We start from the raw sequence: 22,055 nt of genomic DNA on the forward strand, positions 1-22,055 counted from the left end.
ATAATATGTAATTATATCTTATTTCCACATAAAATCAATTAAAAAAATATGATGCTGATAATAATTTCTGGCATTTTTATTTTTGTCAGTAATTTTTCTACCCCCTCTTCCAAATAATTTTTACTTATTTTCTTGATAAGATTTGCTTTTTAGTAGGTTTTTAGCAAGGGAGTTATCCACAATTAATTCTTGGCAAGCTTTTATTATTTCATTATACTATGAAATATAAACAAACAATAAATTATATTTATGAAAATATTAACACCAAAACAAAAAGTAGTTTTACAAGCAATTAAAAAATTTTTTTCAGAAAATGGACGAATGCCAACCATCAGAGAGTTAAAGCAAGAAATTGCTGTATTGGGATTAAAACTTAAAAGTTTAAGAAGCGTATTCTTTTATCTTAATGCACTAGAGGAAAAAGGATTTATTAAAAGATCTTCTGAAGAGAGAGGAATAGAAGTAATGGATATTGCTAAGAGAAATTTTATTAGCATTCCTATTTTAGGGACAACTAATGCGGGTTTGCCAACTTTTTTCGCAGAACAAAATGTTGAAGGATACTTAAAAATATCCAAGGCATTATTAAAAAATAAAAAAGTTTTTGCTATCAGAGTTTTTGGAGATTCCATGAACTTGTCTAAAGTAAACGGAAAAAAAATCAAAGAAGATGACTTAATTTTGGTTGACAGTGAAACAAAGGAGTTTAAAAATGGCGACCAGGTTTTAACAATTATTGATGGCCTCGCTACTGTGAAGGTTTTTAAAAAAATTAATAAAAAAATGATTGGTTTATTCCCTGAGTCAACTAATAAAAAACATCAGCCAATTTATATTACTTTGTCGGACGATTTTATTATTAATGGCAAAGTAATAGATGTTCTCAGCGCTTAAATAATAGATTTATGAGAACATATCAGCAAAAAATTGGTGTGATTGGCGAGGAGTTAGCAGTTAAATATTTAAAGAAAAAAAAGTATAAAATAATAGAGCAGAATAAGATTGTAGGCAAGCACGGAGAATTAGATATAATTGCCAAGCAAAATAATCAATTCGTGTTTGTAGAAGTAAAGACAAAAACAAGTGCTGATTTTGGTTTGCCAGAAGAAGAGTTAACCTATTTAAAAAAGAAAAAATTAAGAGAAGCTATTTATTATTATTTATCAGGCACAAGTCATTCTAGTTCATATTGGCGACTTGATTTGATTGCAATAGATATTAGGGGCAAAGAAATAGACATCAGACATTATGAAGATATTTCTTAGTAAATAATATGAGATTAAAAATTAAAATTATTCCAAATTCTTCTAAGACACTCATTACAGAAGAAAAGGGTGATTATTTGAAAATAAAAATAAAAGCCATTCCTGAAAAAGGGAAGGCTAATATTGAGCTTATTAATTTTTTAGCTAAATATTTTAAAATAGCTAAATCTAATATAAAAATTATTAAAGGAACAACTAGTAGAAATAAAATTATAGAAATTTAGTTAAGAAGCATAATTAAATACTTAGGTTTGGGTCGGATTTTATTTTTTGCCAATTATTTTTTAATTGGTTTTTTTCTTTTTGGGATAGCGTTTTATACTTAAAATAACCTGCTAAAGCGATCATGGCTGCATTGTCAGTACATAGTTTTTTTGAGGGAACAGTAAAAATTATTTTATCATTTAAGTCATCAACAGCTACTTTTAACTGATTTCTTAATTCGTCATTAGCCGCTACTCCGCCTGACAAAAAGCAGGCTTTTGCTTGGTGTTTTTTTATTGCCTTGATTGTTTTACTGACAAGTACATCAATAATTGCTTGTTGGGATTCAGCGCAAACACAGGTAACAAATTTTTTATTTTTTAATTTATCTTTATTCTTTTTTATTAGATATAAAACAGCTGTTTTTAATCCTGAAAAACTAAAATCAAAATCAGCTGAATTAATCATTGGTCTTGGCAATTTGATTAAGCTAGCGTTAGTACATTGTTTAGCAAATTTTGAAATTTCTGGTCCGCCAGGATAATTAAGGTTTAAAAGTTTGGCTATTTTATCAAAGCATTCACCAGCTGCATCATCTCTTGTCTGTCCGATCTTTTTATATTGGCCTTGTTTTTGTATTATGCCTAATTCAGTGTGTCCGCCAGAAACAATCAAGCTTATGGAGGGAAACATATTTGGTTGTTCATTAAAAAAATTAGCAAAAATATGACCGGCTAAATGATTGACTTGGATTAATGGTTTTTGCCAGCCAAATGATAGTGTCTTGGCTGTCTCTACTCCTACTAATAAAGATGTTATTAACCCAGGACCATTAGTGACTGCAATTAGGTCAATTTGTTTGGCTGGATTTTTTAAGTTTTTTAATGATTCTTTTACCACGGCTAGAATATTTTCAATATGAGCCCTCGCAGCTACTTCTGGAATTATGCCACCGTGTTGACGGTGTATTTTTATTTGAGAAGAAACAATATTAGAAATAGTTTTAATTTTAATTTGTTTTGATAAAGATTTTATTTCTAAAACAGAGCTAGCTGTTTCATCGCATGATGTTTCAATTCCTAAAATAATGTATTTTTGGTTATTATTCATAATGTTTATTTTAACATAAATATTTAAGTTATCCACACTTAGAAGTAGTTGACATTTGTTTTAATTTATATTATATTAATAACAAAGAATTTACAACATAATTAATGTTAAATTTAATGCAAAAAAACAATCCAATTAATTTTAATTTATCAGATGGTTAAATCATTTAGTTGCTTTTAGAGCACAGATCAAAACCGCTGATAAGCGGTTTTTTTGTTTGTTCTTTGACAATTGAATAAAAAGATATTAAGTGTATCTTCTTTTTGTTAAATAACACTGCAAGAGGCAGGATTTATCTTGTCTTAAAACAATTTAACAAAAAAATAATTAAAGAGCAAAATTTACTTTGCTCGTTAATTAAGTGGTAAAATAGAGAACATATTGCATATGGTGGATGCCTTGGCACTAAAAGCCGATGAAGGACGTAGTAGCCTGCGATAAGCCTCGGGAAGGTGGCAAGCAACCTTTGATCCGGGGATTTCCGAATAGGGAAACCTATCATGGCATAAACCGTGATGTCTGTTTTTTAAAAGCAGACGGGAACCTGGCGAAGTGAAACATCTCAGTAGCCAGAGGAAAGGAAAAAAATTCTGTCTTTTGACAGAGATATTCTCTCAGTAGCGGCGAGCGAAAGGGGATTGTTTATTAGATTTAAGTTTACTTATGTTTAATAAACTCAGTCTAAACTCTATAGAATCTAAGGTGTTTAAAAGATTTGTCTTTGACATAATCTTTTACTCGCTAAAAGGTAACAGGGCCAAAATATTTTATAGAGGGTAGCGGGGTAGTTAATGTTTTATCTCCTGCTAGATGAAGTTAAAATTATTATTTTTAATTGAATGGTTTGGAATATCCAACCACAGAGGGTGAAAGTCCCGTAAGTGAAAAAAATTTTGTTTTAATAGTTAATTATTCCCAAGTAGTGCTGGACACGTGAAACCCAGTACGAATCAAGGTGGACTATCACCTAAGACTAAATACTTTTAGTGACCGATAGTGAACTAGTACCGTGAGGGAAAGGTGAAAAGTAGCCCGGTGAGGGCGATGAAAAGTACCTGAAACCATATGCTTACAAAGAGTCAGAGCCTGTTATCTGTTTACAGATAATTGGGTGATGGCGTTCCTTTTGGAGAATGAGCCAACGAGTTTTTCTATTATGTTTGGTTAAGTTTAAACATAAACGAAGCCGTAGCGAAAGCAAGTATTAATAGTGCGATTTTATATAATGGAAAAGACCCGAAACTGTGTGATCTATCCATGGGCAGGGTGAACTTCAAAGAAATTTGAAGGGAGGCCCGAACCGGTTGGTCGTGTAATGCCATCGGATGACCTGTGGATAGGGGTAAAAAGCCAATCGAACACAGTAATAGCTGGTTCTCCCCGAAATAGCTTTAGGGCTAGCCTGTCTCAATTTGTTTTGGGGGTAGAGCACTGAATGGGTAAGGGTGGAGAAATCCTACCTTATTCAACCAAACTCCGAATACCAAAATTATTTATAGGCAGAGTCAGACCATGGGGGCAAAGCTCCATTGGTCGAAAGGGAAACAGCCCAGACCTCAATCTAAGGTCCCTAAATCCAAATTAAGTGTTAAAGGTGGTGAAATGACTTTGACAATCAGGAGGTTGGCTTAGAAGCAGCCATCCTTTAAAGAAAGCGTAACAGCTCACTGGTTAAGTTATTCTGCGCTTAAAATGTATCGGGGCTCAAATTTGGTACCGAAGATGAGGAGCGTAAACTTTTGTTTGCGTTGGTAGGGGAGCATTCTCTAGGCATTGAAGTCAAATCGTAAGGTTTGATGGAGCGTAGAGAAGAGAAAATGTTGGCATGAGTAGTAAAAAGTTCGGTGAGAATCCGAACCACCGTAAGTCCAAGGTTTCCTGGGCGCTGATTGTCATCCCAGGGTTAGGCGGTCCTAAGCTTTTGCCCGAAAGGGTGGAGCGATGGACAGGCGGTTAATATTCCGCCCCCTTAATATTTTTTCTGATGGAGTGACGCTTCTTCTCGCTTAGAGCGTAATCTGGCTATTTGCGTCTAAGTAATGAATGGGCTCTTTAGGTAAATCCGAAGAGTAAAAGTTTGTTATGAGTGAAATCCTCGTAAGGGGAAATTCTAGGGTCGAGGGAGCCAAGAAAAACTTCTAAGAATTTAAAAAATATTAAGTCCGTACCGTAAACCAACACAGGTGGACGAGGAGAGTATCCTAAGGTGTACGAGAGAACCCTTGTTAAGGAATTCGGCAAAAAAGCGGGTGTAACTTCGGGATAAACCCTGCCCTACTTTTGGTAGGGCCGCAGCGAAAGTCTGTCGAGCGACTGTTTATCAAAAACACAGGTCCCTGCTTAAACCGTAAGGTGATGTATAGGGGCTGACTCCTGGCCAGTGTCAGAACGTTAAGAGGATTTGTGATACTAATTTATTAGTTGAGCATTGAATTGAAGCGCTGATGAACGCCGGCGATAACTATAAACTGGACGGTTGTAGTTATCTAAATAAATTTGGCTATTTGCGGGAAAACCCTGTTAAATATTAAAGGTACTCGGCTTTGTAATAATAAAAGGTCGAAGCCAGTAAAAATCCTTTAATTAGTCCTCATTGTCGTGAGGCACAGGACAATCCGCAGGAAAGACTCTCAAAAATATGAACAACAGAGAAAAATGGTTGAAAAACATACCATTAAAAGTTGGCTATTATTTAGCTGGCTTTGCAGATGGAGAAGGAAGTTTTAACGTTTCTTTGAGAAAAAGAGAAGACCATACAATTGGTTGGCAAGTAGTGTTAACCTTTAATGTTTCTCAAAAAGAAAGTTATATTCTTTCTCAATTCAAGAAAATTCTTGGATGTGGTAGATTAAATCAACGCAAAAAAGATGGCTTGTTTATGTATTCTGTAAGCAACCCAACATCTATTGAAGAAAAGGTGATTCCTTTTTTCAAAAGATTTAACTTTCTCTCTCAAACAAAGAAGAAAAATTTTTTCATTTTTTGTCAGATTGCTAAACTAGTGCTCAACAAAGAGCATTTAACAACCAAAGGGTTAAAGCAAATTGTGGCATTAAGAGAAAAATTAAACAAAGGAAGAGGGAGAACGCACAAGTATAATCAAAACAATGTTTTGGTTTCTCTAAGAGAGAATCCTCAGAGACTATACGCCAAACCGCGCGCATTTCGAAAGAAAGCGTAAGCGGATGATATAGTCCGATCTCTATGGAGACATAGAGCCCTTAAATTAATAAGGGAGGTCCATTGACAATTTAGTTAAATGGATTAACATCATGAATCGTCCTAAGGTAGCGAAATTCCTTGTCGGGTAATTTCCGACCTGCACGAACGGAGTAACGACTTGACAACTGTCTCAACAAGGGACTCGACGAAATTGCAGTGGGCGTGAAGATGCGCTCTATTTACGATAAGACGAAAAGACCCCGTGAAGCTTTACTGTAACTTGATATTGGAATAGGAATACACCTGTTCAGTAATAGGTGGGAGCTTTGCACTTTTGTGCAAAGCATCAGTGAGATACCACCCTTGTATATTTTTATTTCTAATCCCGATTTATTCGGGAGACAGTATCTGGCTGGCAGTTTATCTGGGGCGGATGCCTCATAAAGAGTAACTGAGGCGCTTAAAGGTTAACTTGGCACGGATGGAAATCGTGCTGGACGTACAAAGGCATAAGTTAGCTTGACGGCAAGACCTACAAGTCGAGCCGAGAGGAAACTCGAACTTAGTGAACCGACACTTGCTTATAGGAGCGGTGGAGATCAACGGATAAAAGCTACTCCGGGGATAACAGGCTGGTTTCGCTTAAGAGTTCATATCGACGGCGAAGTTCGGCACCTCGATGTCGGCTTATCCTATCCTGGGGGTGAAGAAGCTCCCAAGGGTTTGGCTGTTCGCCAATTAAAAGGGTACGCGAGCTGGGTTCAGAACGTTGTAAAACAGTTCGGCCTCCTATCTATCGTAAACGTTCGAAACTTGAGGGGTCCCTTTGATAGTACGAGAGGACCTCAAAGGACAAACCTCTGGTGCACCAGTTGTTCTGCCAAGGGCATTGCTGGGTAGCTATGTTTGGTTTTGATAAACGCTGAAAGCATATAAGCGTGAAGCTGTCCCCAAGATTAGGTTTCGTTTTATTTAATTTTTTAAATAATGAAGATCCCCGGGAGATGACCGGGTATATAGGCTCTAAGTGTAAGTCCAGTAATGGATTCAGCTGAGGAGTACTAATAAATCAAATCTCTATTTTACCACTTAGCTAACGAGCATTTTTTGTATCTTTATATGATATAATAAACTCATAATTCTGGCGCTTCTACCGAGAGGGCAACACCTGTTCCCATCTCGAACACAGAAGTTAAGTCTCTCAGGGCCGATGGTAGTCCAATGGGCGAGAGTAGGTCAGCGCCAGAATTATGGGTTTATTTTTTTTATGTTATAATTATTGTATGGAATATATTACTGATTTTCATATTCATTCTAAATATTCAAGAGCAACTTCTCCTAAAATGGACTTAGAGCATATTGCTAAATGGTCTGAAATTAAAGGGATAAATGTTGTAGCCACTGGTGATTTTACTCACCCATCCTGGTTTAAAATTTTGAAAACAAAATTAAAAGAGGTAAACACAGGGCTTTATCAGATTAAAGAATCATCTGTTTATTTTATAATAACAACAGAACTTTCGTGTATTTATAAAAAGAATGGGCAGACTAGAAAAATTCATTTACTTGTTTTCGCTCCTAATTTGGAAGTGGCTGCCAAAATAAATAAAACCTTAGATAAAAGGTTTAATATAAGGTCAGATGGACGACCTATCTTAGGAATTGATGTTAAGGATTTAGCCACCATAATTTTCAATATATCAGACAAGGCTTTTCTTGTTCCAGCTCATATTTGGACTCCATGGTTTTCTGTTTTTGGTTCTAAATCCGGGTTTGATTCTATTACAGAGTGTTTTGAAGAGTTGACCCCACATATTCATGCTTTAGAAACAGGGCTTTCAGCAAACCCGCTTATGTGTTGGCAGTGGCCAGAATTGGATAGATTTACTTTGATAAGTAATTCAGACGCCCATTCTCCTTTAAATTTGGGCAGAGAAGCAAATGTGTTTGAAATAAAAAATATCAGTTATCAGAATATTATTAAAACAATAAAAACAAGAAAAGGATTTAAATATACAATTGAGTTTTTTCCAGAACAAGGAAAATATCATTTAGATGGGCACAGAAATTGTAATATTAGAATGAGTCCTGCTGAAACAATCAAGCATAAAAAAATTTGTCCAAAATGCCACCGACCACTAACCATTGGAGTTGTCCATAGAGTTAATGACTTGGCTAGCAGGATAGAGGGGATAAGGCCTAAAAAAGCGATCAAGTATAAAAGTATAATTCCATTAATGGACATATTGTCTCAAGTGCTTGGGAAAGGGCCCAAAACTAAAACAGTTGCCAAACAATATTTTAAGTTAATTAAGGCGTTTAAAAATGAATTCAATATATTGTTAAATGTAAACCATGTTGAATTAAATAAAATTGTTGAGCCGATTATTTCTAAGGCCATTATAAATATGAGGAAGGGAGACGTTGTTAGACATTCTGGTTATGATGGTTTTTACGGTAAAATTGATATTTTAAATAAAAAATTAAAAAAATAAAAAAAATTGTTTTAATTATGATGAATTTTTTAAAACCCTTGGCAATTTTTTTACTCTTTATTTGTTTGGCTTTTTTAATTTTTGGCATTACTATTAATTATGACTTTGTTTTTGATGATGTTCCAAGAGTTAAAAATAATGAATTTATTAAGCAACCAAGTAATTTTTTTAAAATTTTTACTAGTTATTACGCTGGAGAAACTTCAGGAGTTTATCGCCCAGTAACAGTAGCTAGTTTTTCGTTGAATTATTTTTTATTTGGCATAAAACCTTGGTCTTATCATTTAATTAACATCATTTTGCATATTATTAATTCTTGGTTGTTGTTTTTGTTGTTAAAAAAAATAAGCAAGCAAAAATATTTACCAATTTTAAGTTCATTGTTATTTTTAGTTTTGCCGATTCACACAGAAGCAGTAGTAGGCATAATTGGTCGAGCAGAATTACTTGGCTTTGGTTTCTCTTTACTTTGTTTTATTCTATTGATTAAGAATAAGTCTAAATCAAGGTTAAAAATTGGGCTAGCTTGTTTGTTTTTGTTATCAGGGCTTTTAAGCAAAGAAACAGCCATGGCTGTTATCCCAATTTTCTTTTGTCTAGTTGTTTTTGATTTTAGAAATTATATCTATTCTTGGCTAAGCTTAGTATTTACTTTTTTAATATATTTTTTAATCCGCATTTTAGTTTTAGGAGAAAATTTATTAACTAATAATGCTACGCTTGTAGAAAATCCATTAAAGTTTGTAACCATTAAAGAAAGAGTTTTAACTGGCTTTAAAGTTTTATATCTTTATTTACAAAAAACTTTATTAGGCACAAATCTTTCTTCTGATTATTCATATAATCAAATAACCATGGTTGATAAATATACAGATTTATATACATTGGCAGGTGTTTTTATTAGTTTGGTTTTTTTAATTTTAATTTGTTGGCCATTTTTTAAGAGAAGTTCTTCTATTTTAACCATATCTTTGGCTGGTAATTTTTTCTGGTGGCCTTATTTATTAATATCTAATTTAGGTTGGCCAATTGGAACTATTATGGGGGAGAGGTTGATGTATTTTCCTAGTGCTGGCATATGTATTTTTTTGGCTTTGTTTTTTTTGTTTATCAAAAAATTAAAACCCAGTAAAATATTTAATCTTGTTTGGCTAATAATTTTTATATTCTTAATATTTTTTTATAGTTATGCAAGTTATGACAGAAGCTTGGAATGGAAAGATGAAAAAACTCTATTCAAGTCAGCGGCTATTAAATCACCAAACAGTGTTTTGTCTCGTTCTAACTTAGGGGCAATGCATATATTAGATAGAGAGTATGTTAAAGCAGAGCAAGAAATTTTAATTGCTAATAAAATTTATCCGCATTACCCTCATGCAGTCAATAACTTAGGGCTTATTTATTTATACAGACAGGATTATGATTCAGCTGAAAAACAATTTTTAAAAACATTAAAAGTTTCCCCCCAATATTCAAATGCTTATGAAAATTTAGCTTTAACATATTTTTATCAGAGAAAATATAAACAAGCAAAAGACATATTATTAAAATACTACTTTGGAGACAATCACAAGGCAGAATTTTTTTTAAAAGAACTTTTTACTAAGAACATTAAGCAAGCAGTTAGGGAAAATAATAAAACTAAACAAAAACTATTGATAGAAGACCAATCCAATTTATGGCCAAAAACAGCAGACATGGAATAGTTTATTAATATTTGAAACCTTATAAAAGATAATTATATTAACAAACTTTATAAAGTTTTGAAAATAATAAATACAGATATTTTGGAGGATTTTATTTGTGAGGATATTTTGTCTGGACATGATTTAATTAAAGGAAAAAAGAGATATTGACAAAAGGCCTAAATAAGATAATATTAGACATATGAAAAAAGTTTATCTTGATTATGCAGCCACAACTCCAACTGACAAGAGGGTATTAAAACAAATGCTCCCTTATTTTAATCGTGTCTATGGTAATCCATCTAGTTTACACGAGTTTGGACAAGAAAGTAAAAGGGGAGTAGAATTAGCTAGAAAACAAGTAGCTAGCTTAATTAAAAGTAATCCAGATGAAATAATTTTTACAAGTGGTGGCACAGAAGCAAATAATTTGGCAATTAAAGGAATATTTTTTAAACAAAACATAGTAGCCCCTCATTTTATTACATCCAAAATAGAACATCCAGCTGTTTTAGAGCCATATAATTTTTTAAAAAAACAAGGAGTTGATACAACTTTTTTATCAATTGACGAAGATGGCTTAGTTGATGTTAATAAATTAGAACAAGCAATTAAACCAAATACCGTCTTGGTCTCAATCATGCATGCTAATAATGAAATAGGCACAATTCAGTCAATCAAGGCCATGGCTAAAATAATTAACAATGTTAGACAAACAAGAGAAGCAAATAATAATAAAAATCCGCTTTATTTTCATACAGACGCAGTCCAGACAGCAGGGCACATTGAAATAGATGTAAAAGATTTGGGAGTTGACATGCTCTCAATGTCTGCTCATAAATTATATGGACCAAAAGGAATTGGAGCCTTGTATGTTAAACCAGGGATAAAATTAGAACCATTGCTTCATGGCGGAGAACAAGAGAAAAGAAGAAGAGGGTCAACCGAAAACTTAGCCTCAATCCTTGGTTTTGGCAGGGCTTGCGAGATAGCTCAACAAGAATTAAAACCAGAAGCAGATAAATTAATAGAATTAAGGGATTATTTAATTCAACAAGTTTTAGAAAAAATTGAACATACAAAATTAAATGGACATCCAAGTAAAAGATTGCCAAATAATGCTAATATTAGCATAAAGAAAATAGAAGGCGAGGCAATTTTAATTTCATTGGATGCCAAGGGGATTGCTGTTTCAACTGGCTCGGCTTGTTCTTCTGAATCGCTTCAACCTTCTCATGTTTTAATGGCAATTGGCAGGTCTGCTGAAGCATCACACGGCTCAATTCGTTTTAGTTTAGGGAGGTGGACCAATAAAAGAGAAATTGATTATACTATTAAAAATTTAATTCAAATAGTGATTCGTTTAAGAGAAATTTCACCAATTAAATAATAATAAAGTATATTTTATGGGATGTTTTGATGAAAATAGTAAAATAATGGAGTATTTTCTCCATCCAAAAAATATGGGAAAAATGAAAAATCCTGATGGCGTTGGTCATGTTGGCAATGTAACTTGTGGGGATATAATGGAATTATATTTAAAAATTAAAGATGAAAGAATTGTTGATGTAAAGTTTCAGACATATGGTTGTGCAGCTGCAATTTCATCTACTTCTGTTTTGACAGAATTAATAAAAGGAAAGAAAATAGCAGAAGTAGTAAATTTTTCTCATGAAAAAATAATGAAAGAATTAGGAGAAGTTCCAAATCATAAATATCATTGCACGGTTTTGGCAGAAGAGGCATTAAAGTCGGCCTTAGATGATTATAAGGAAAAGAAAAACAAGGCAGCTGCTTAAAGTAAAAAATATATGATTGTTTATGTTTTTGGTAACCTTGATTTAGATTTTGATTCAATTCCTTGTTCAATCTTGCCGAGGTTGAAAGAAAAATTCCCTAAGATAGAGTGGCGAACAAAAGATCCAAATGAATTAGATGTTTATGCAAACGATTCGTTGATTATCATTGATACTGTAAAAGGAATTAACAAAGTTGATGTTATTGACGCTACTGATATATCAGTTAATAAAAAGATGATTACGGTTCATGATTTTGACTTATCTTTTTATCTAAAATTGATTAAAAAAATTAAAAAAAATATTGGTATTTATATTATTGGAATACCAATGTTTTATAATAAAGACAAAGCAATAACTGAAGTATCTATTTTCTTGTCAGATTTAATTTTAAAAAATGAGAAGCACAACTCATACAAGGATCATAAGCTCTTATGATTTTTTCACATTGAAGCGATAATTGTGCCTGGTCCATGTCTATATTGTTTTGAATAAATTCAGCAATATCAAGTTCAATTGATAATTGATTTTGTCCGGTAGGAACAATTACTTCGCCTTTTTTAATTATGCCTTGATTATCTATTTCTAATTTATGGTAAAGAGTTCCTCTAGGGGCTTCAATCACGCCAATGCCAATAGATTTTTTAATTTTTAGTTTAGTTGGTTCTTCGGGTTTGAATTTAAAATTATTAAGTAAATCAATTGATTCATCAATAGAGTGTAGTATTTCAATAGCTTGGGCAAGATTATTATGATAAATATTATTTGAAGGAAAACTTTTAAGTGCAGATGTTGCACTTTTTTTTGTTTTATCATGTAATGCTTGTTGATTGATATTTATTCTAGCTAAAGCACCGACTTGATAAGGTTTTCCTTTGAAGGTATAGGCAGATGCTTGTGAATATGGCAGGACAACATGTTCAAAATGTTGACGAAAATCTTTTTCTTCAGCAATTAATTTGTTTTGATTATAAAGTTGCCCTTCAAGATATGAGAATGGATTTGCCTTTAAGCAAACATAATCTGTTTTTCTGATTAGATTGAATTTTGAATTTTTATAAATATTTATCAATCTTAATACAGCTGGTCGAGCTTGTTCAAGTTTTTCTATTATATTTTGTTTTTTTTCTTCAGCTGGCGTTTTAAGAAATCCACCTACTACTGGATAGGGAGAGTGAACGCTTCGGCCGGCTGTAAAAATTGATAAATTGTTTCCAGCTGATTTTACTTTAAAAGTATCATGTAAAAATTGATGTTCTCGTTGATTGTTTTCATCAAAATCTAATAAAGAATCTTTATTAAATAAATCAGGCAAGACAAAAACATATAAATGTAAAGCATGGTCACGAATAATTAATCCATGATAGGCCAATTTTCTTAAAACCATTGTTTGAATTGATGGCTTAAAATCACAGGCCTTTTCAATTGCTTCAATAGAAGCCATTAAATGAGCGTTGCTACAAGTTCCGCAGATACGGGCTAGCATTTGTGGCACAGCCAAAGCTGATTTTCCTTGAATTGCTTGAGTGTAAAATCTTTTAAAATCTTTTATCTTGAATTTGACATATTTTACTTTTGATTTGACAACCTTAACTTCAAGCTCAGCCGAGCCCTCGACTTTGGTGATTTCTTTTATGTTTAATTTAAAATCAGATTGATGCATGAGATTGATTATTGATTAGTGATTAGTGATTATTGATTAGTGATTATTGATTAGTGATTAGTTATTAATGATTAGTGATTAATGATTATTTAATTTTGAAATGTTTTAACATTTTGTTTACTATTAATAAAAATTTTGCTTCATCCATTGGACAACCAGGAACTTGTTCGTCAATTTTTATAACTTGTGCTAATTTTTTAACTTTCTGACCATAATGAAATTTTTTTATTAAAAAATCAATTTCAGATTGAACTTGTTTAGGGAATTCATTTCTATGAGCAGAAGGCATTGATGTGATAGCACAAGAACCAATAGCCACTACTTGCTTGGCATTAGCTCTGATTTTTTTAACTTGTTTAGCTTGACTTAAAGAAGAAATCGCCCCTTCAATAAAGGCGACATCAAGATTGTCTAATTTGTTATTGCTTTTTAATATTTTAACATGGTAAAAATCTATAACTTTTGTCCATTCATCCCAATAATCGTTTAAAAGCTCTGTAAAAACAATGGTACTGTCTTCACAACAAGTAAAACTGAACCAGCCAATTCTTAATTTTTTTTGTTTTGCCATAAATATATTTAAAATGCCCCTGAGAGGACTCGAACCTCTAAGGCCAAAAGCCAACAGGTCCTAAACCTGTCGTGTATACCAATTCCACCACAGGGGCTGTAAAAAATAATAATACCGGGAGTGGGATTCGAACCCACAAGGGCTTGCGCCCAAGAGATTTTAAGTCTCTCGTGTATACCGTTCCACCATCCCGGCTTATTTATATTATTTCAAAAGTTATATTGACATTAACTTTTATTTCGTTTTCGCCTGTTTCTATCTGTGGGACAGAAGTAGAATCTTCCATGGCATAACTAAGTCCTTTTGTTCTATACATAGGCATTATTGGCTGTGTTGATGATTCATTAAAATCAACAATTCGAATAATCTCAACCCCTAATTCCTTGCCTATTTCTTTTGCCTTTGCTTTGGCTTGTTTGATTGCTAATGTGCGAGCTTGTTTTTTTAGCTCATCTTCATTATCTATTATAAATTGTAAATCACTTATACTATTGGCTCCGTTGCTTGTTGCTTGTTGAATAATATCTCCTGCTTTATCTAAATCTCTAATTTTTATCTTTATTGTTTGCCTGACTTCATAGCCGATTAGTTTTCTTTGTTTTTCTTCCCAATTATACTTCGGATAAATATTAAGTTTAGTAGTTTTGATATCTTTCTCTTTTACTCGTTGTTTTTTGATTCCTGAAATAATTTTATTCATTTTGGCTGTATTCTCAGACATAGCAAGCTCAACGGTTAGCTTTTCAGTGATGACTGAAATAGATATCAACCCAGTGTCTGGGATAGCATAAACAATGCCTTCGCCAGCTATATAGATTGTGTTTTTAAATTCAATTTCTTGTCCAATGTATTTTCCTGTTTGGATTTTATTATTTATATTTACAAATATCAAGGCAATAGAAAAAATCAAGAAAACACTGACTATCACTAGCAATATAATTGTTAAATATTTTTTCTTAGTTTCAAAATTTTTCATATTTTTTGAGCTTTTAATAATAAAATGTTATTTTAATTATAATATGTTTTGTATTAAAGTCAATAAAACATCACTTGAAATTTTTCTAATTATTTGCTATGCTTATGGTCGTAAGGAATAAAAAAATAGCATTTTAATATAAGGATTAGGCCCCCTTGAGTAGGGACTGACTCCCTGTGCCGAGATAGCTCAGTGGTAGAGCAATTGTTTTGTAAACAATAGGCCGCGAGTTCGAATCTCGCTCTCGGCTTTTTTAATCAATTAGAATTAATTTATGAGTCAAGAAAATTTAATTAAATTTGAGTGTTCAGAGTGTAAAAGAATAAATTATTTTTCCAGAAAAAATAAAAAATTAATCAAAGAACGACTTGAGCTTAGAAAATATTGCAAATGGTGTAAGCACCACACCAAGCATAAAGAAACAAAATAGGGGGGTGTGGTGAAGTGGTATCACAAGAGTCTCCAAAACTCTTGTCGGGGGTTCGATTCCCTCCGCCCCTGCCAGTTGTTTTGTTTTTAATAACCATAACATTATGTCAGACAAGGATTATTATAAAGTTTTAGGAATTGATAAAAGCGCTTCTCAACCTGAAATAAAAAAAGCATTTAGAAAGTTGGCGCAAAAACATCATCCAGACAAAGGAACTGGAGATGCAACTAAATTTAAAGAAATTAATGAAGCTTATCAAATTCTGTCAGATTCTAAAAAAAGGGAAATGTATGACCAGTATGGTAGTGCCTTTGAACAAGCTCAATCAAGGGGAGGGTTTGAAGGTTTTCAGAATTTTGGAGATTGGGCAACATATGCTGATGCAATGAAAGGTCAATCATCCGGGGCAAGTTTTAATGGATCAGGATTTGAAGGATTGGGAGATATTTTTGATAGTTTGTTTAATTCAAGTAGAACACAAGAGAGAGGGAGCAGGCAAGCAAGAGATATCCAAATAGAAATTGCAATTGATTTTAAGGAAGCTGCTTTTGGGGTTGCTAAGAAAATAAAATTAGACAAAAATATAAAATGCGAAGAATGTAATGGGCAGGGAGTTGCTTCAGGAAGTAAACTGGTTACCTGCTCTAATTGTTCAGGCAAGGGGCAAACAGTAAGCGCTAGACAAACATTTTTTGGAGTATTTCAAACAACCGGAATATGTGAACAATGTCGTGGGCAAGGTCAAATCCCTGAAAAAAAATGTGCTAAATGTGATGGCCATGGCAAATTAAAAGGCAGTTCAGATGTTAATTTAAAAATACCAGCCGGCATAGACAATGGCCAAATTATTAGGTTTCCTCAGCAAGGAGATTTTGGTGGCCAAGGAGTTGCTTCTAGTGATTTGTATATAAAAGTTTTAATCAGAGACCATCCATTGTTTCGCAGGAAAGGATATGATGTTTATTCAGAAGAAACCATAAATATTTCTCAAGCAACTTTAGGAGACAAAATAGATGTTCAAACATTAGACAAGGAAGTAAAATTAAAAATTCCGGCTGGCACGCATTCTGGGCAAGAATTTATACTGAGAAAAAGAGGGATACCATATTTATCTACTAGAACATCTAATAAAAGAGGGGATCAAATTGTTAAAATAACAATTAAAATTCCTAAACATTTAACAGGCAAACAAAAGAAAATACTAAAAGAATTAAAACAACAAGGGTTGTAAAACATTTATGGAAATTAATCTTAATTTAAATTTTTTATCTTTTTTGTTTAATCCAATATATTATTACTATATTAAATGGTTTTTGATTGCCATTTTTTTATATTTATTTTTATGGATTATTTTTCGTTTGATTAGACAAAATTGGCTATCATATATGAGGAGAAAGTTTTTAGCTAAACAAGAATATATTATTTTATCTGTAAATATTCCTAGAGATAATGATCAAGGCCCAGAGTCAATTGAAAGATTGTTTGCTAGTTTTTCAGGGATCAAGACAGACATGGATTGGATTGATAAATATTTTTATGGAAAATCACAACTTAGTATTTCAGTTGAAATCGCTAGCATTGAAGGAAAAATACAATTTTATATTAGAATGCCAGTTCAGTTTAAAGATGTAGTTGAATCAGCAATTTATACAAGTTATCCTTTGGTGGAGATTTTTGAAGTTGATGATTATGTTAATAGTGCTCCGGATAAGTTTCCAGATGAAAAATATGATATCTGGGGGTCTGACATAGTTCTTTATAACTCAAATCCATATCCCATAAAAACTTATCCAGCTTTTGAGCATCAAATGAGTAAAGAGTTAAAAGACCCAATGGGAAATATGTTAGAAATTTTAAGCAAACTTCAGTCAGGAGAACAGGCTTGGTTTCAAATTATTATTACTCCTGCTATTAATAAGGATATTAGAAAACAAGGAAAAAATGTAATAAAGAAAATTAAAGGAGAAAAGATAAAATTAAAAGAATCTTTTTTTGAAAAAATGATTTATTTTCCAGTCGCTTTTATTTCTAAAATAATTGAACAAATTTTTACAGTGGAGAAACCAAAAGAAGAAGACAAAAAAATAGTTTTAACTCCGGGAGAAAGAAGAGTTTTGGATGCAGTGGAGGCAAAACTGTCAAAAACATGTTTTAATATTAGAATTAGGTTAATTTATTTAGCAACCAAAGAAGTTTTTAATGAAAACAAAGGAGTCATAGGAGTATTAAGTGCTTTAAAATCAATTAATACCTTGGATATGAATGGTTTAATGCCAGATAAAAAATTGAATACAAGAGCAGTTAGGATAATACCAAATCAGGCAAAAATATCTTATAAAAAAACAGCTATTATTAAAGCTTATAAAAAGAGGGCTGCTAGTTGGTCTTTTGAAACAGGAACTCAAAAAATATTTAAAAAAATTGCTAAATTATTAACAATCAAGATTTCTTCAAACCAGAAAAAAGATATTCTAAACATAGAAGAGCTAGCAACTATTTATCATTTTCCATGTTCAAAAATTTCATCTCCGTTAATTAAAAAAACAGGCAGTAAAAAAGGAGAACCTCCATTTAATTTGCCAACAGCTTAATTTTTTTATGTTATATATTGTAGCCACTCCAATTGGAAATCTAAACGATATTAGTTTTAGAGCCATTGAAGTTTTAAAAAAGGTTGATTTAATTTTATGTGAAGATACTAGAAGAACAAGTAAATTGTTGTTTTTTTATAAAATAAATACAAAAGTACTTTCTTATCACCAACATTCTAAAATTAAAAAAATTAATTATATTTTAGAATTATTAGAAGATAAAACATTAGCTCTTGTTTGTGATGCTGGTACTCCAGGAATTTCTGACCCAGGCAATAAATTAGTTAATTTAGCAATAGCTAAAATAAATAAATTAGAGGTTGTCCCAATTCCAGGACCAAGTTCAGTGACAGCTTGCCTGAGTGTTTCAGGATTTCCGTGTGACAAATTCTTGTTTTTGGGATTTTGTCCAAAGAAAAAACATAGGCAGTTATTTTTTCAAAATATAGTAGATTCAAAGCAAACAATTGTATTTTTTGAATCGGTTCACAGAATTATTAAAACATTAAACAACTTAAATGATATTTCTGAATTATCAGCCAGGCAGATTATGGTAGCCAGGGAAATAACAAAAAAATTTGAAAAAATTTATAGAGGAACAATTAAACAAGTTTTGTTAGAATGTTCTAATGATAGCAAGATAAATAAAGGAGAGATTGTAATAGCAATTTCTTCTAAATAATTTACTTGACTCATTTTAATTGATATAATAATAAATAATTAATGATTAATAATAATCGATAATATGAAAAGATTTTATATTACTACTCCAATTTATTATGTAAATGCTAGACCGCATATTGGCAGTGCTTACACAACAGTTGCTTGTGATGTTTTGTCTCGTTGGCATAGAATGAATGGAGAAGATGTTTTTTTCTTGACCGGGACAGATGAGCACGGAGAAAAAGTTTTTAAAACAGCTCAGCAAGCAGGCATTTCTCCAATTGAAATTTGTAATCAAAATTCGGCTAGATTTGAAAAATCTTGGGATACTTTAAAAATTTCATATAATAATTTTATAAGAACAACAGATATTAAACACAAACAAGCTGTTGAAGCAATTTTAAATAAATTAAAAGCCAAAGATTTAATTTATCTAGGAGAATACAAGGGGCTTTATTGTGTCCCATGTGAAAGATACTATTCTGTCAAAGAATTGAAAAAAGGGAAATGCCCTTTTCATAATAAAAAACCAATTGCTTTGTCTGAAAATTGTTATTTTTTAAAAATTTCTTCTTTCCAAGATAAGTTAATTAAATTAATAAAGAAAAAAGATTTTTTAATTGAACCAATAGAAAGGAGAAATGAAGTTCTTGGATTTTTAACATCAAATAAATTAGAAGATTTGGCAATTTCTAGAGAAAAAGTTGAATGGGGGATAAAAATACCATGGGATAATAGTCATGTTGTCTATGTTTGGATTGATGCTTTAATAAATTATCTTTCAGGCATTGGTTGGTCTGGAAATTTTAAAAAATGGCCAAAATACTGGCCGGCTAATATTCAATTAATAGGCAAGGATATTTTAAGATTTCATGCTGTTATTTGGCCGGCAATTCTTTTAGCAATTAATGCCCCTTTTCCAAAAAAACTTTATGCTCATGGATTTTTTACTGTTAATGGTCAGAAAATGAGTAAATCACTAGGCAATGTAATTGACCCGGAAAAATTAGCTACAATTTTTGACACAGATGCATTAAGGTGGCTTTTATTAGGAGTTTTCCCTTTTGGGCAAGATGGAGATATTTCAATGTCTGGGTTTTATGACAAATATAACAATGATCTTTGTAATGGCATTGGGAATCTTTTAAGAAGAGTAACAACTTTAGCCACTAAGAATAATAAAAAATTTATTCATCCTGCTCGAGTGAATTCTTTATTCAAGCAAAAAATTAATAAAACTTGGAAAGAATATGAAGAAAATATGAATAAACTTAAGTTTGAGAGAGTTATAAAAAATATTAATGATTTTGTAGGTTTTCTTGATAAATATATTGATAAGCAAAAACCTTGGCAAGTATCTATCGAGAACAAGGAATATACAAAAATCATTTACAATCTTTTAGAGGGGATAAGGCATTTGTCATGGATGATTTGTCCATTTATGCCTGATAAAAGTAATGACATTTTTGAATCATTAGGGCTTTTAAAGGAGAAAGGAAAGACAATTAAACAAGGCCAGACATTATTTAAGAATGATTTTAAAAAGATTAATAAAGGAAAAATTTTATTTCCAAAACTTTAATTAAATTTATATGGTATTTTTTGATTTAATCCTCCTTTTAATTTTATTTGGGTTTGTTTGGTTTGGTTTTTGGAATGGCTTTATTCAAACCATAGGAGGAATTATTAGTTTAATAGTAGCTGTTTTTGTAGCCAGTAGATGGTATGATGTTATAGCGTTGCAAATTTTGCCGTGGCTGGGAGATAATTTTAATTTAGCGCGCTTATTGGCTTTTATCGCTGTTTTTATTCTTGCTAGGTTTATTCTCTTTTTAATATTTAAGGCGATTAATAAATTTTTTGAATTACCTATTTTAAAGTTTTTCAATCGTTTAGCAGGAGCAGCCTTTGGTTTAATTGAAGGAGGATTAATTATTGGTCTTCTTTTATATTTTTCAACTAGTTTTCCAATTACAGGCTCTTGGAATGAAATGATTGAAACTTCTATTTTAGCAGGATTTTTAATTCCTTTTGGAAAAGTTTTATTGCCATTATTACCAGCAGCATTAAAACAAGTTAAAGAAATATTTTAATAATTGTATTATATGAAAAATTTAAAACTTAAATCATCAGTTGTTGTTATTGTTTTAATAAGCTTGATTGTAGGCGGATTGGCTGGCACAATATCAGGCTTTTATGCTTTTAATTACTTGATGAACAATGAAACTCCTTTGCTACATTCTTTTTTGTATCAAACTTTTTTAAATCCTCTAACAGAAACACCCAAAAAAATAAAAGAACAAACACAATCACCAATGGCCAGACAAATTATAGTTAATTATGATGAAATAGATGCTATTTCGGCTGTCAGTAATATTAGTCCTTCGGTTGTTAGTATTGTTGTTTCAGAATATGTTACTCATTATTATGGATCACAAAGATTTAATTCTCCATTTTTTGATGATTTTTTTAATGATTTATGGGGATTCAGGGGTAATGAAATTCCTTTTCCAGCTCCTATTCAAGAGAAAAAGAAACAACCACAACAAGTTGGCGGTGGAACAGGTTTTGTGGTTTCTTCAAAGGAAAGATTAATTTTAACAAACAAGCATGTTGTGACAGGGAATGAAGCAGAATATACTGTTATAAGCAATAGTGGAGAAAAATATGATGCTGAAGTTTTGGCTCGTGATCCATTTAATGATATTGCTATTTTAAAAATTAATGATTTAAAATTCAATTTACCAGAAGTTAAATTTGGAAATTCAGATAAAATTAAAATAGGACAAACAGTAATTGCAATTGGTAATTCTTTGGGAGAATATAGGAACACAGTAACCAAAGGAGTTGTGAGCGGAATTTCTCGCAGAGTTATTGCTAGTGATTCGATTGGTCAATCAGAAGTATTGGAAGATGTTATTCAGACTGATGCGGCTATTAATTTTGGTAATTCAGGAGGCCCTTTAGTGGATTTAAATGGAGAGGTAGTAGGGATAAATACAGCTGTTAATAAACAGGGGCAGTTGATTGGATTTGCTATTCCAGTCAATCAAGCAACCAATGTTGTGGCTAGTGTTAAAAAATATGGCAGGATTATTAGGCCATATATAGGAGTGAGATATGTCTTAAATAATAAAAAAATAGCTCAAGAAAATAATTTGGATTATGACCATGGAGCCTTAATTATAAGAGGTGAGCAGGATACAGAATTGGCTATTATCCCAGGTTCTCCTGCTAATAAGGCTGGCTTGGTTGAAAATGATATTATTTTAGAAATAAATAATACAAAAATAACAGCTACAAACTCTTTAGCTAGAGAGATTCAAAAACATATGCCGGGAGACAAGGTCCAATTAAAGATTTATCATCAAGGAGAAATCAAAGAAATAGAGGTAGCCTTAGAAGAATATAAACAAGGAATGTTTTAAAATTTTTTATAAAAAA

General features: G+C 31.9%; 19 protein-coding genes, 4 tRNA genes and 2 rRNA genes. 19 read left to right on the forward strand and 6 right to left on the reverse strand.

Annotation, left to right across the window (positions count from 1 at the left end; translation table 11 throughout):
• Positions 1–249: 249 nt before the first annotated feature.
• The 3 genes from lexA to ISS06_01620 are packed head-to-tail and all read left to right on the forward strand — an operon-like array spanning position 250 to position 1,489.
• Positions 250–894, forward strand: a complete 645-nt coding sequence (gene lexA / locus ISS06_01610; protein ID MBL7053881.1) for a repressor LexA — start codon at positions 250–252, stop codon at positions 892–894.
• A gap of 11 nt (positions 895–905) precedes the next feature.
• Positions 906–1,265 carry a YraN family protein gene (locus tag ISS06_01615; GenBank protein MBL7053882.1) on the forward strand — a complete coding sequence of 120 codons (360 nt, stop codon included), beginning with the start codon at positions 906–908 and terminating at the stop codon, positions 1,263–1,265.
• An 8-nt stretch (positions 1,266–1,273) separates the two neighbouring features.
• Positions 1,274–1,489, forward strand: a complete 216-nt coding sequence (locus ISS06_01620; GenBank protein MBL7053883.1) for a DUF167 domain-containing protein — start codon at positions 1,274–1,276, stop codon at positions 1,487–1,489.
• 13 nt (positions 1,490–1,502) lie between these two features.
• Here the strand turns inward: ISS06_01620 and tsaD are convergent, their stop codons facing one another.
• On the reverse strand, positions 1,503–2,579 hold the full coding sequence (gene tsaD, locus ISS06_01625; protein MBL7053884.1) for a tRNA (adenosine(37)-N6)-threonylcarbamoyltransferase complex transferase subunit TsaD: 1,077 nt from the start codon (positions 2,577–2,579) through the stop codon (positions 1,503–1,505).
• 367 nt (positions 2,580–2,946) lie between these two features.
• On the opposite strand from tsaD, the gene ISS06_01630 reads away from it, so the two are divergent.
• From ISS06_01630 to ISS06_01660, 7 genes are all read left to right on the forward strand, one after another.
• Positions 2,947–6,826, forward strand: a 23S ribosomal RNA gene (locus ISS06_01630).
• 55 nt (positions 6,827–6,881) lie between these two features.
• A 5S ribosomal RNA gene (rrf, locus tag ISS06_01635) occupies positions 6,882–6,989 on the forward strand.
• Between the two features lie 35 nt (positions 6,990–7,024).
• Positions 7,025–8,236 carry a DNA helicase UvrD gene (locus ISS06_01640; protein MBL7053885.1) on the forward strand — a complete coding sequence of 404 codons (1,212 nt, stop codon included), beginning with the start codon at positions 7,025–7,027 and terminating at the stop codon, positions 8,234–8,236.
• 20 nt (positions 8,237–8,256) lie between these two features.
• Complete coding sequence (locus tag ISS06_01645; GenBank protein ID MBL7053886.1) at positions 8,257–9,942, forward strand: hypothetical protein; 1,686 nt, start codon at positions 8,257–8,259, stop codon at positions 9,940–9,942.
• A gap of 181 nt (positions 9,943–10,123) precedes the next feature.
• The gene (locus ISS06_01650) at positions 10,124–11,311 is read left to right on the forward strand and encodes a cysteine desulfurase (GenBank protein MBL7053887.1); all 1,188 of its coding nucleotides are present in this window, start codon (positions 10,124–10,126) and stop codon (positions 11,309–11,311) included.
• 16 nt (positions 11,312–11,327) lie between these two features.
• The gene (locus ISS06_01655) at positions 11,328–11,720 is read left to right on the forward strand and encodes an iron-sulfur cluster assembly scaffold protein (GenBank protein MBL7053888.1); all 393 of its coding nucleotides are present in this window, start codon (positions 11,328–11,330) and stop codon (positions 11,718–11,720) included.
• A gap of 12 nt (positions 11,721–11,732) precedes the next feature.
• Positions 11,733–12,155, forward strand: coding sequence for a hypothetical protein (locus tag ISS06_01660; protein ID MBL7053889.1), 423 nt, complete (start codon positions 11,733–11,735; stop codon positions 12,153–12,155).
• Here ISS06_01660 and ISS06_01665 read toward each other — a convergent pair.
• From ISS06_01665 to ISS06_01685, 5 genes are all read right to left on the reverse strand, one after another.
• Positions 12,085–13,380, reverse strand: coding sequence for a nickel-dependent hydrogenase large subunit (locus tag ISS06_01665; GenBank protein MBL7053890.1), 1,296 nt, complete (start codon positions 13,378–13,380; stop codon positions 12,085–12,087). The two genes, ISS06_01660 and ISS06_01665, sit on opposite strands and share 71 nt — an antisense overlap.
• 85 nt (positions 13,381–13,465) lie before the next feature.
• The gene (locus tag ISS06_01670) at positions 13,466–13,951 is read right to left on the reverse strand and encodes a hypothetical protein (GenBank protein ID MBL7053891.1); all 486 of its coding nucleotides are present in this window, start codon (positions 13,949–13,951) and stop codon (positions 13,466–13,468) included.
• 14 nt (positions 13,952–13,965) lie between these two features.
• A tRNA-Leu gene (locus ISS06_01675) sits at positions 13,966–14,048 on the reverse strand.
• Between the two features lie 15 nt (positions 14,049–14,063).
• A tRNA-Leu gene (locus ISS06_01680) sits at positions 14,064–14,146 on the reverse strand.
• Positions 14,147–14,150: 4 nt separating this feature from the next.
• Positions 14,151–14,927, reverse strand: a complete 777-nt coding sequence (locus tag ISS06_01685) for an SIMPL domain-containing protein (GenBank protein ID MBL7053892.1) — start codon at positions 14,925–14,927, stop codon at positions 14,151–14,153.
• A 178-nt stretch (positions 14,928–15,105) separates the two neighbouring features.
• On the opposite strand from ISS06_01685, the gene ISS06_01690 reads away from it, so the two are divergent.
• The 9 genes from ISS06_01690 to ISS06_01730 all read left to right on the forward strand — a co-directional run bounded on the left by ISS06_01690 (position 15,106) and on the right by ISS06_01730 (position 22,039).
• A tRNA-Thr gene (locus ISS06_01690) sits at positions 15,106–15,177 on the forward strand.
• Positions 15,178–15,201: 24 nt separating this feature from the next.
• Positions 15,202–15,357, forward strand: coding sequence for a 50S ribosomal protein L33 (rpmG, locus tag ISS06_01695; protein MBL7053893.1), 156 nt, complete (start codon positions 15,202–15,204; stop codon positions 15,355–15,357).
• Positions 15,358–15,431, forward strand: a tRNA-Trp gene (locus ISS06_01700).
• Positions 15,432–15,460: 29 nt separating this feature from the next.
• The gene (dnaJ, locus tag ISS06_01705; GenBank protein MBL7053894.1) at positions 15,461–16,588 is read left to right on the forward strand and encodes a molecular chaperone DnaJ; all 1,128 of its coding nucleotides are present in this window, start codon (positions 15,461–15,463) and stop codon (positions 16,586–16,588) included.
• A 7-nt stretch (positions 16,589–16,595) separates the two neighbouring features.
• A complete protein-coding gene (locus tag ISS06_01710) occupies positions 16,596–17,948 on the forward strand; it encodes a hypothetical protein (protein ID MBL7053895.1) in 1,353 nt (450 codons plus the stop codon).
• Between the two features lie 7 nt (positions 17,949–17,955).
• Positions 17,956–18,630 (forward strand): 16S rRNA (cytidine(1402)-2'-O)-methyltransferase, encoded by a 675-nt coding sequence (gene rsmI / locus ISS06_01715; protein MBL7053896.1) that lies wholly within the window; start codon positions 17,956–17,958, stop codon positions 18,628–18,630.
• Between the two features lie 63 nt (positions 18,631–18,693).
• Positions 18,694–20,193 (forward strand): methionine--tRNA ligase, encoded by a 1,500-nt coding sequence (gene metG, locus ISS06_01720; protein ID MBL7053897.1) that lies wholly within the window; start codon positions 18,694–18,696, stop codon positions 20,191–20,193.
• A gap of 10 nt (positions 20,194–20,203) precedes the next feature.
• Positions 20,204–20,704, forward strand: coding sequence for a CvpA family protein (locus tag ISS06_01725; protein MBL7053898.1), 501 nt, complete (start codon positions 20,204–20,206; stop codon positions 20,702–20,704).
• Between the two features lie 12 nt (positions 20,705–20,716).
• Positions 20,717–22,039 (forward strand): trypsin-like peptidase domain-containing protein, encoded by a 1,323-nt coding sequence (locus ISS06_01730; GenBank protein ID MBL7053899.1) that lies wholly within the window; start codon positions 20,717–20,719, stop codon positions 22,037–22,039.
• Positions 22,040–22,055: the final 16 nt, after the last annotated feature.

Source organism: Patescibacteria group bacterium, assembly GCA_016784145.1.
Lineage (GTDB): Bacteria > Patescibacteriota > Patescibacteriia > UBA2591 > UBA6264 > BS150m-G65.

Excerpts from the sequence above, each read along its gene's own strand:
- lexA (MBL7053881.1), top strand. The coding sequence starts at position 250 with ATGAAAATATTAACACCAAAACAAAAAGTAGTTTTACAAGCAATTAAA.
- ISS06_01615 (MBL7053882.1), top strand. The coding sequence starts at position 906 with ATGAGAACATATCAGCAAAAAATTGGTGTGATTGGCGAGGAGTTAGCA.
- ISS06_01620 (MBL7053883.1), top strand. The coding sequence starts at position 1,274 with ATGAGATTAAAAATTAAAATTATTCCAAATTCTTCTAAGACACTCATT.
- tsaD (MBL7053884.1), bottom strand. The coding sequence starts at position 2,579 with ATGAATAATAACCAAAAATACATTATTTTAGGAATTGAAACATCATGC.
- ISS06_01640 (MBL7053885.1), top strand. The coding sequence starts at position 7,025 with ATGGAATATATTACTGATTTTCATATTCATTCTAAATATTCAAGAGCA.
- ISS06_01645 (MBL7053886.1), top strand. The coding sequence starts at position 8,257 with ATGAATTTTTTAAAACCCTTGGCAATTTTTTTACTCTTTATTTGTTTG.
- ISS06_01650 (MBL7053887.1), top strand. The coding sequence starts at position 10,124 with ATGAAAAAAGTTTATCTTGATTATGCAGCCACAACTCCAACTGACAAG.
- ISS06_01655 (MBL7053888.1), top strand. The coding sequence starts at position 11,328 with ATGGGATGTTTTGATGAAAATAGTAAAATAATGGAGTATTTTCTCCAT.
- ISS06_01660 (MBL7053889.1), top strand. The coding sequence starts at position 11,733 with ATGATTGTTTATGTTTTTGGTAACCTTGATTTAGATTTTGATTCAATT.
- ISS06_01665 (MBL7053890.1), bottom strand. The coding sequence starts at position 13,380 with ATGCATCAATCTGATTTTAAATTAAACATAAAAGAAATCACCAAAGTC.
- ISS06_01670 (MBL7053891.1), bottom strand. The coding sequence starts at position 13,951 with ATGGCAAAACAAAAAAAATTAAGAATTGGCTGGTTCAGTTTTACTTGT.
- ISS06_01685 (MBL7053892.1), bottom strand. The coding sequence starts at position 14,927 with ATGAAAAATTTTGAAACTAAGAAAAAATATTTAACAATTATATTGCTA.
- rpmG (MBL7053893.1), top strand. The coding sequence starts at position 15,202 with ATGAGTCAAGAAAATTTAATTAAATTTGAGTGTTCAGAGTGTAAAAGA.
- dnaJ (MBL7053894.1), top strand. The coding sequence starts at position 15,461 with ATGTCAGACAAGGATTATTATAAAGTTTTAGGAATTGATAAAAGCGCT.
- ISS06_01710 (MBL7053895.1), top strand. The coding sequence starts at position 16,596 with ATGGAAATTAATCTTAATTTAAATTTTTTATCTTTTTTGTTTAATCCA.
- rsmI (MBL7053896.1), top strand. The coding sequence starts at position 17,956 with ATGTTATATATTGTAGCCACTCCAATTGGAAATCTAAACGATATTAGT.
- metG (MBL7053897.1), top strand. The coding sequence starts at position 18,694 with ATGAAAAGATTTTATATTACTACTCCAATTTATTATGTAAATGCTAGA.
- ISS06_01725 (MBL7053898.1), top strand. The coding sequence starts at position 20,204 with ATGGTATTTTTTGATTTAATCCTCCTTTTAATTTTATTTGGGTTTGTT.
- ISS06_01730 (MBL7053899.1), top strand. The coding sequence starts at position 20,717 with ATGAAAAATTTAAAACTTAAATCATCAGTTGTTGTTATTGTTTTAATA.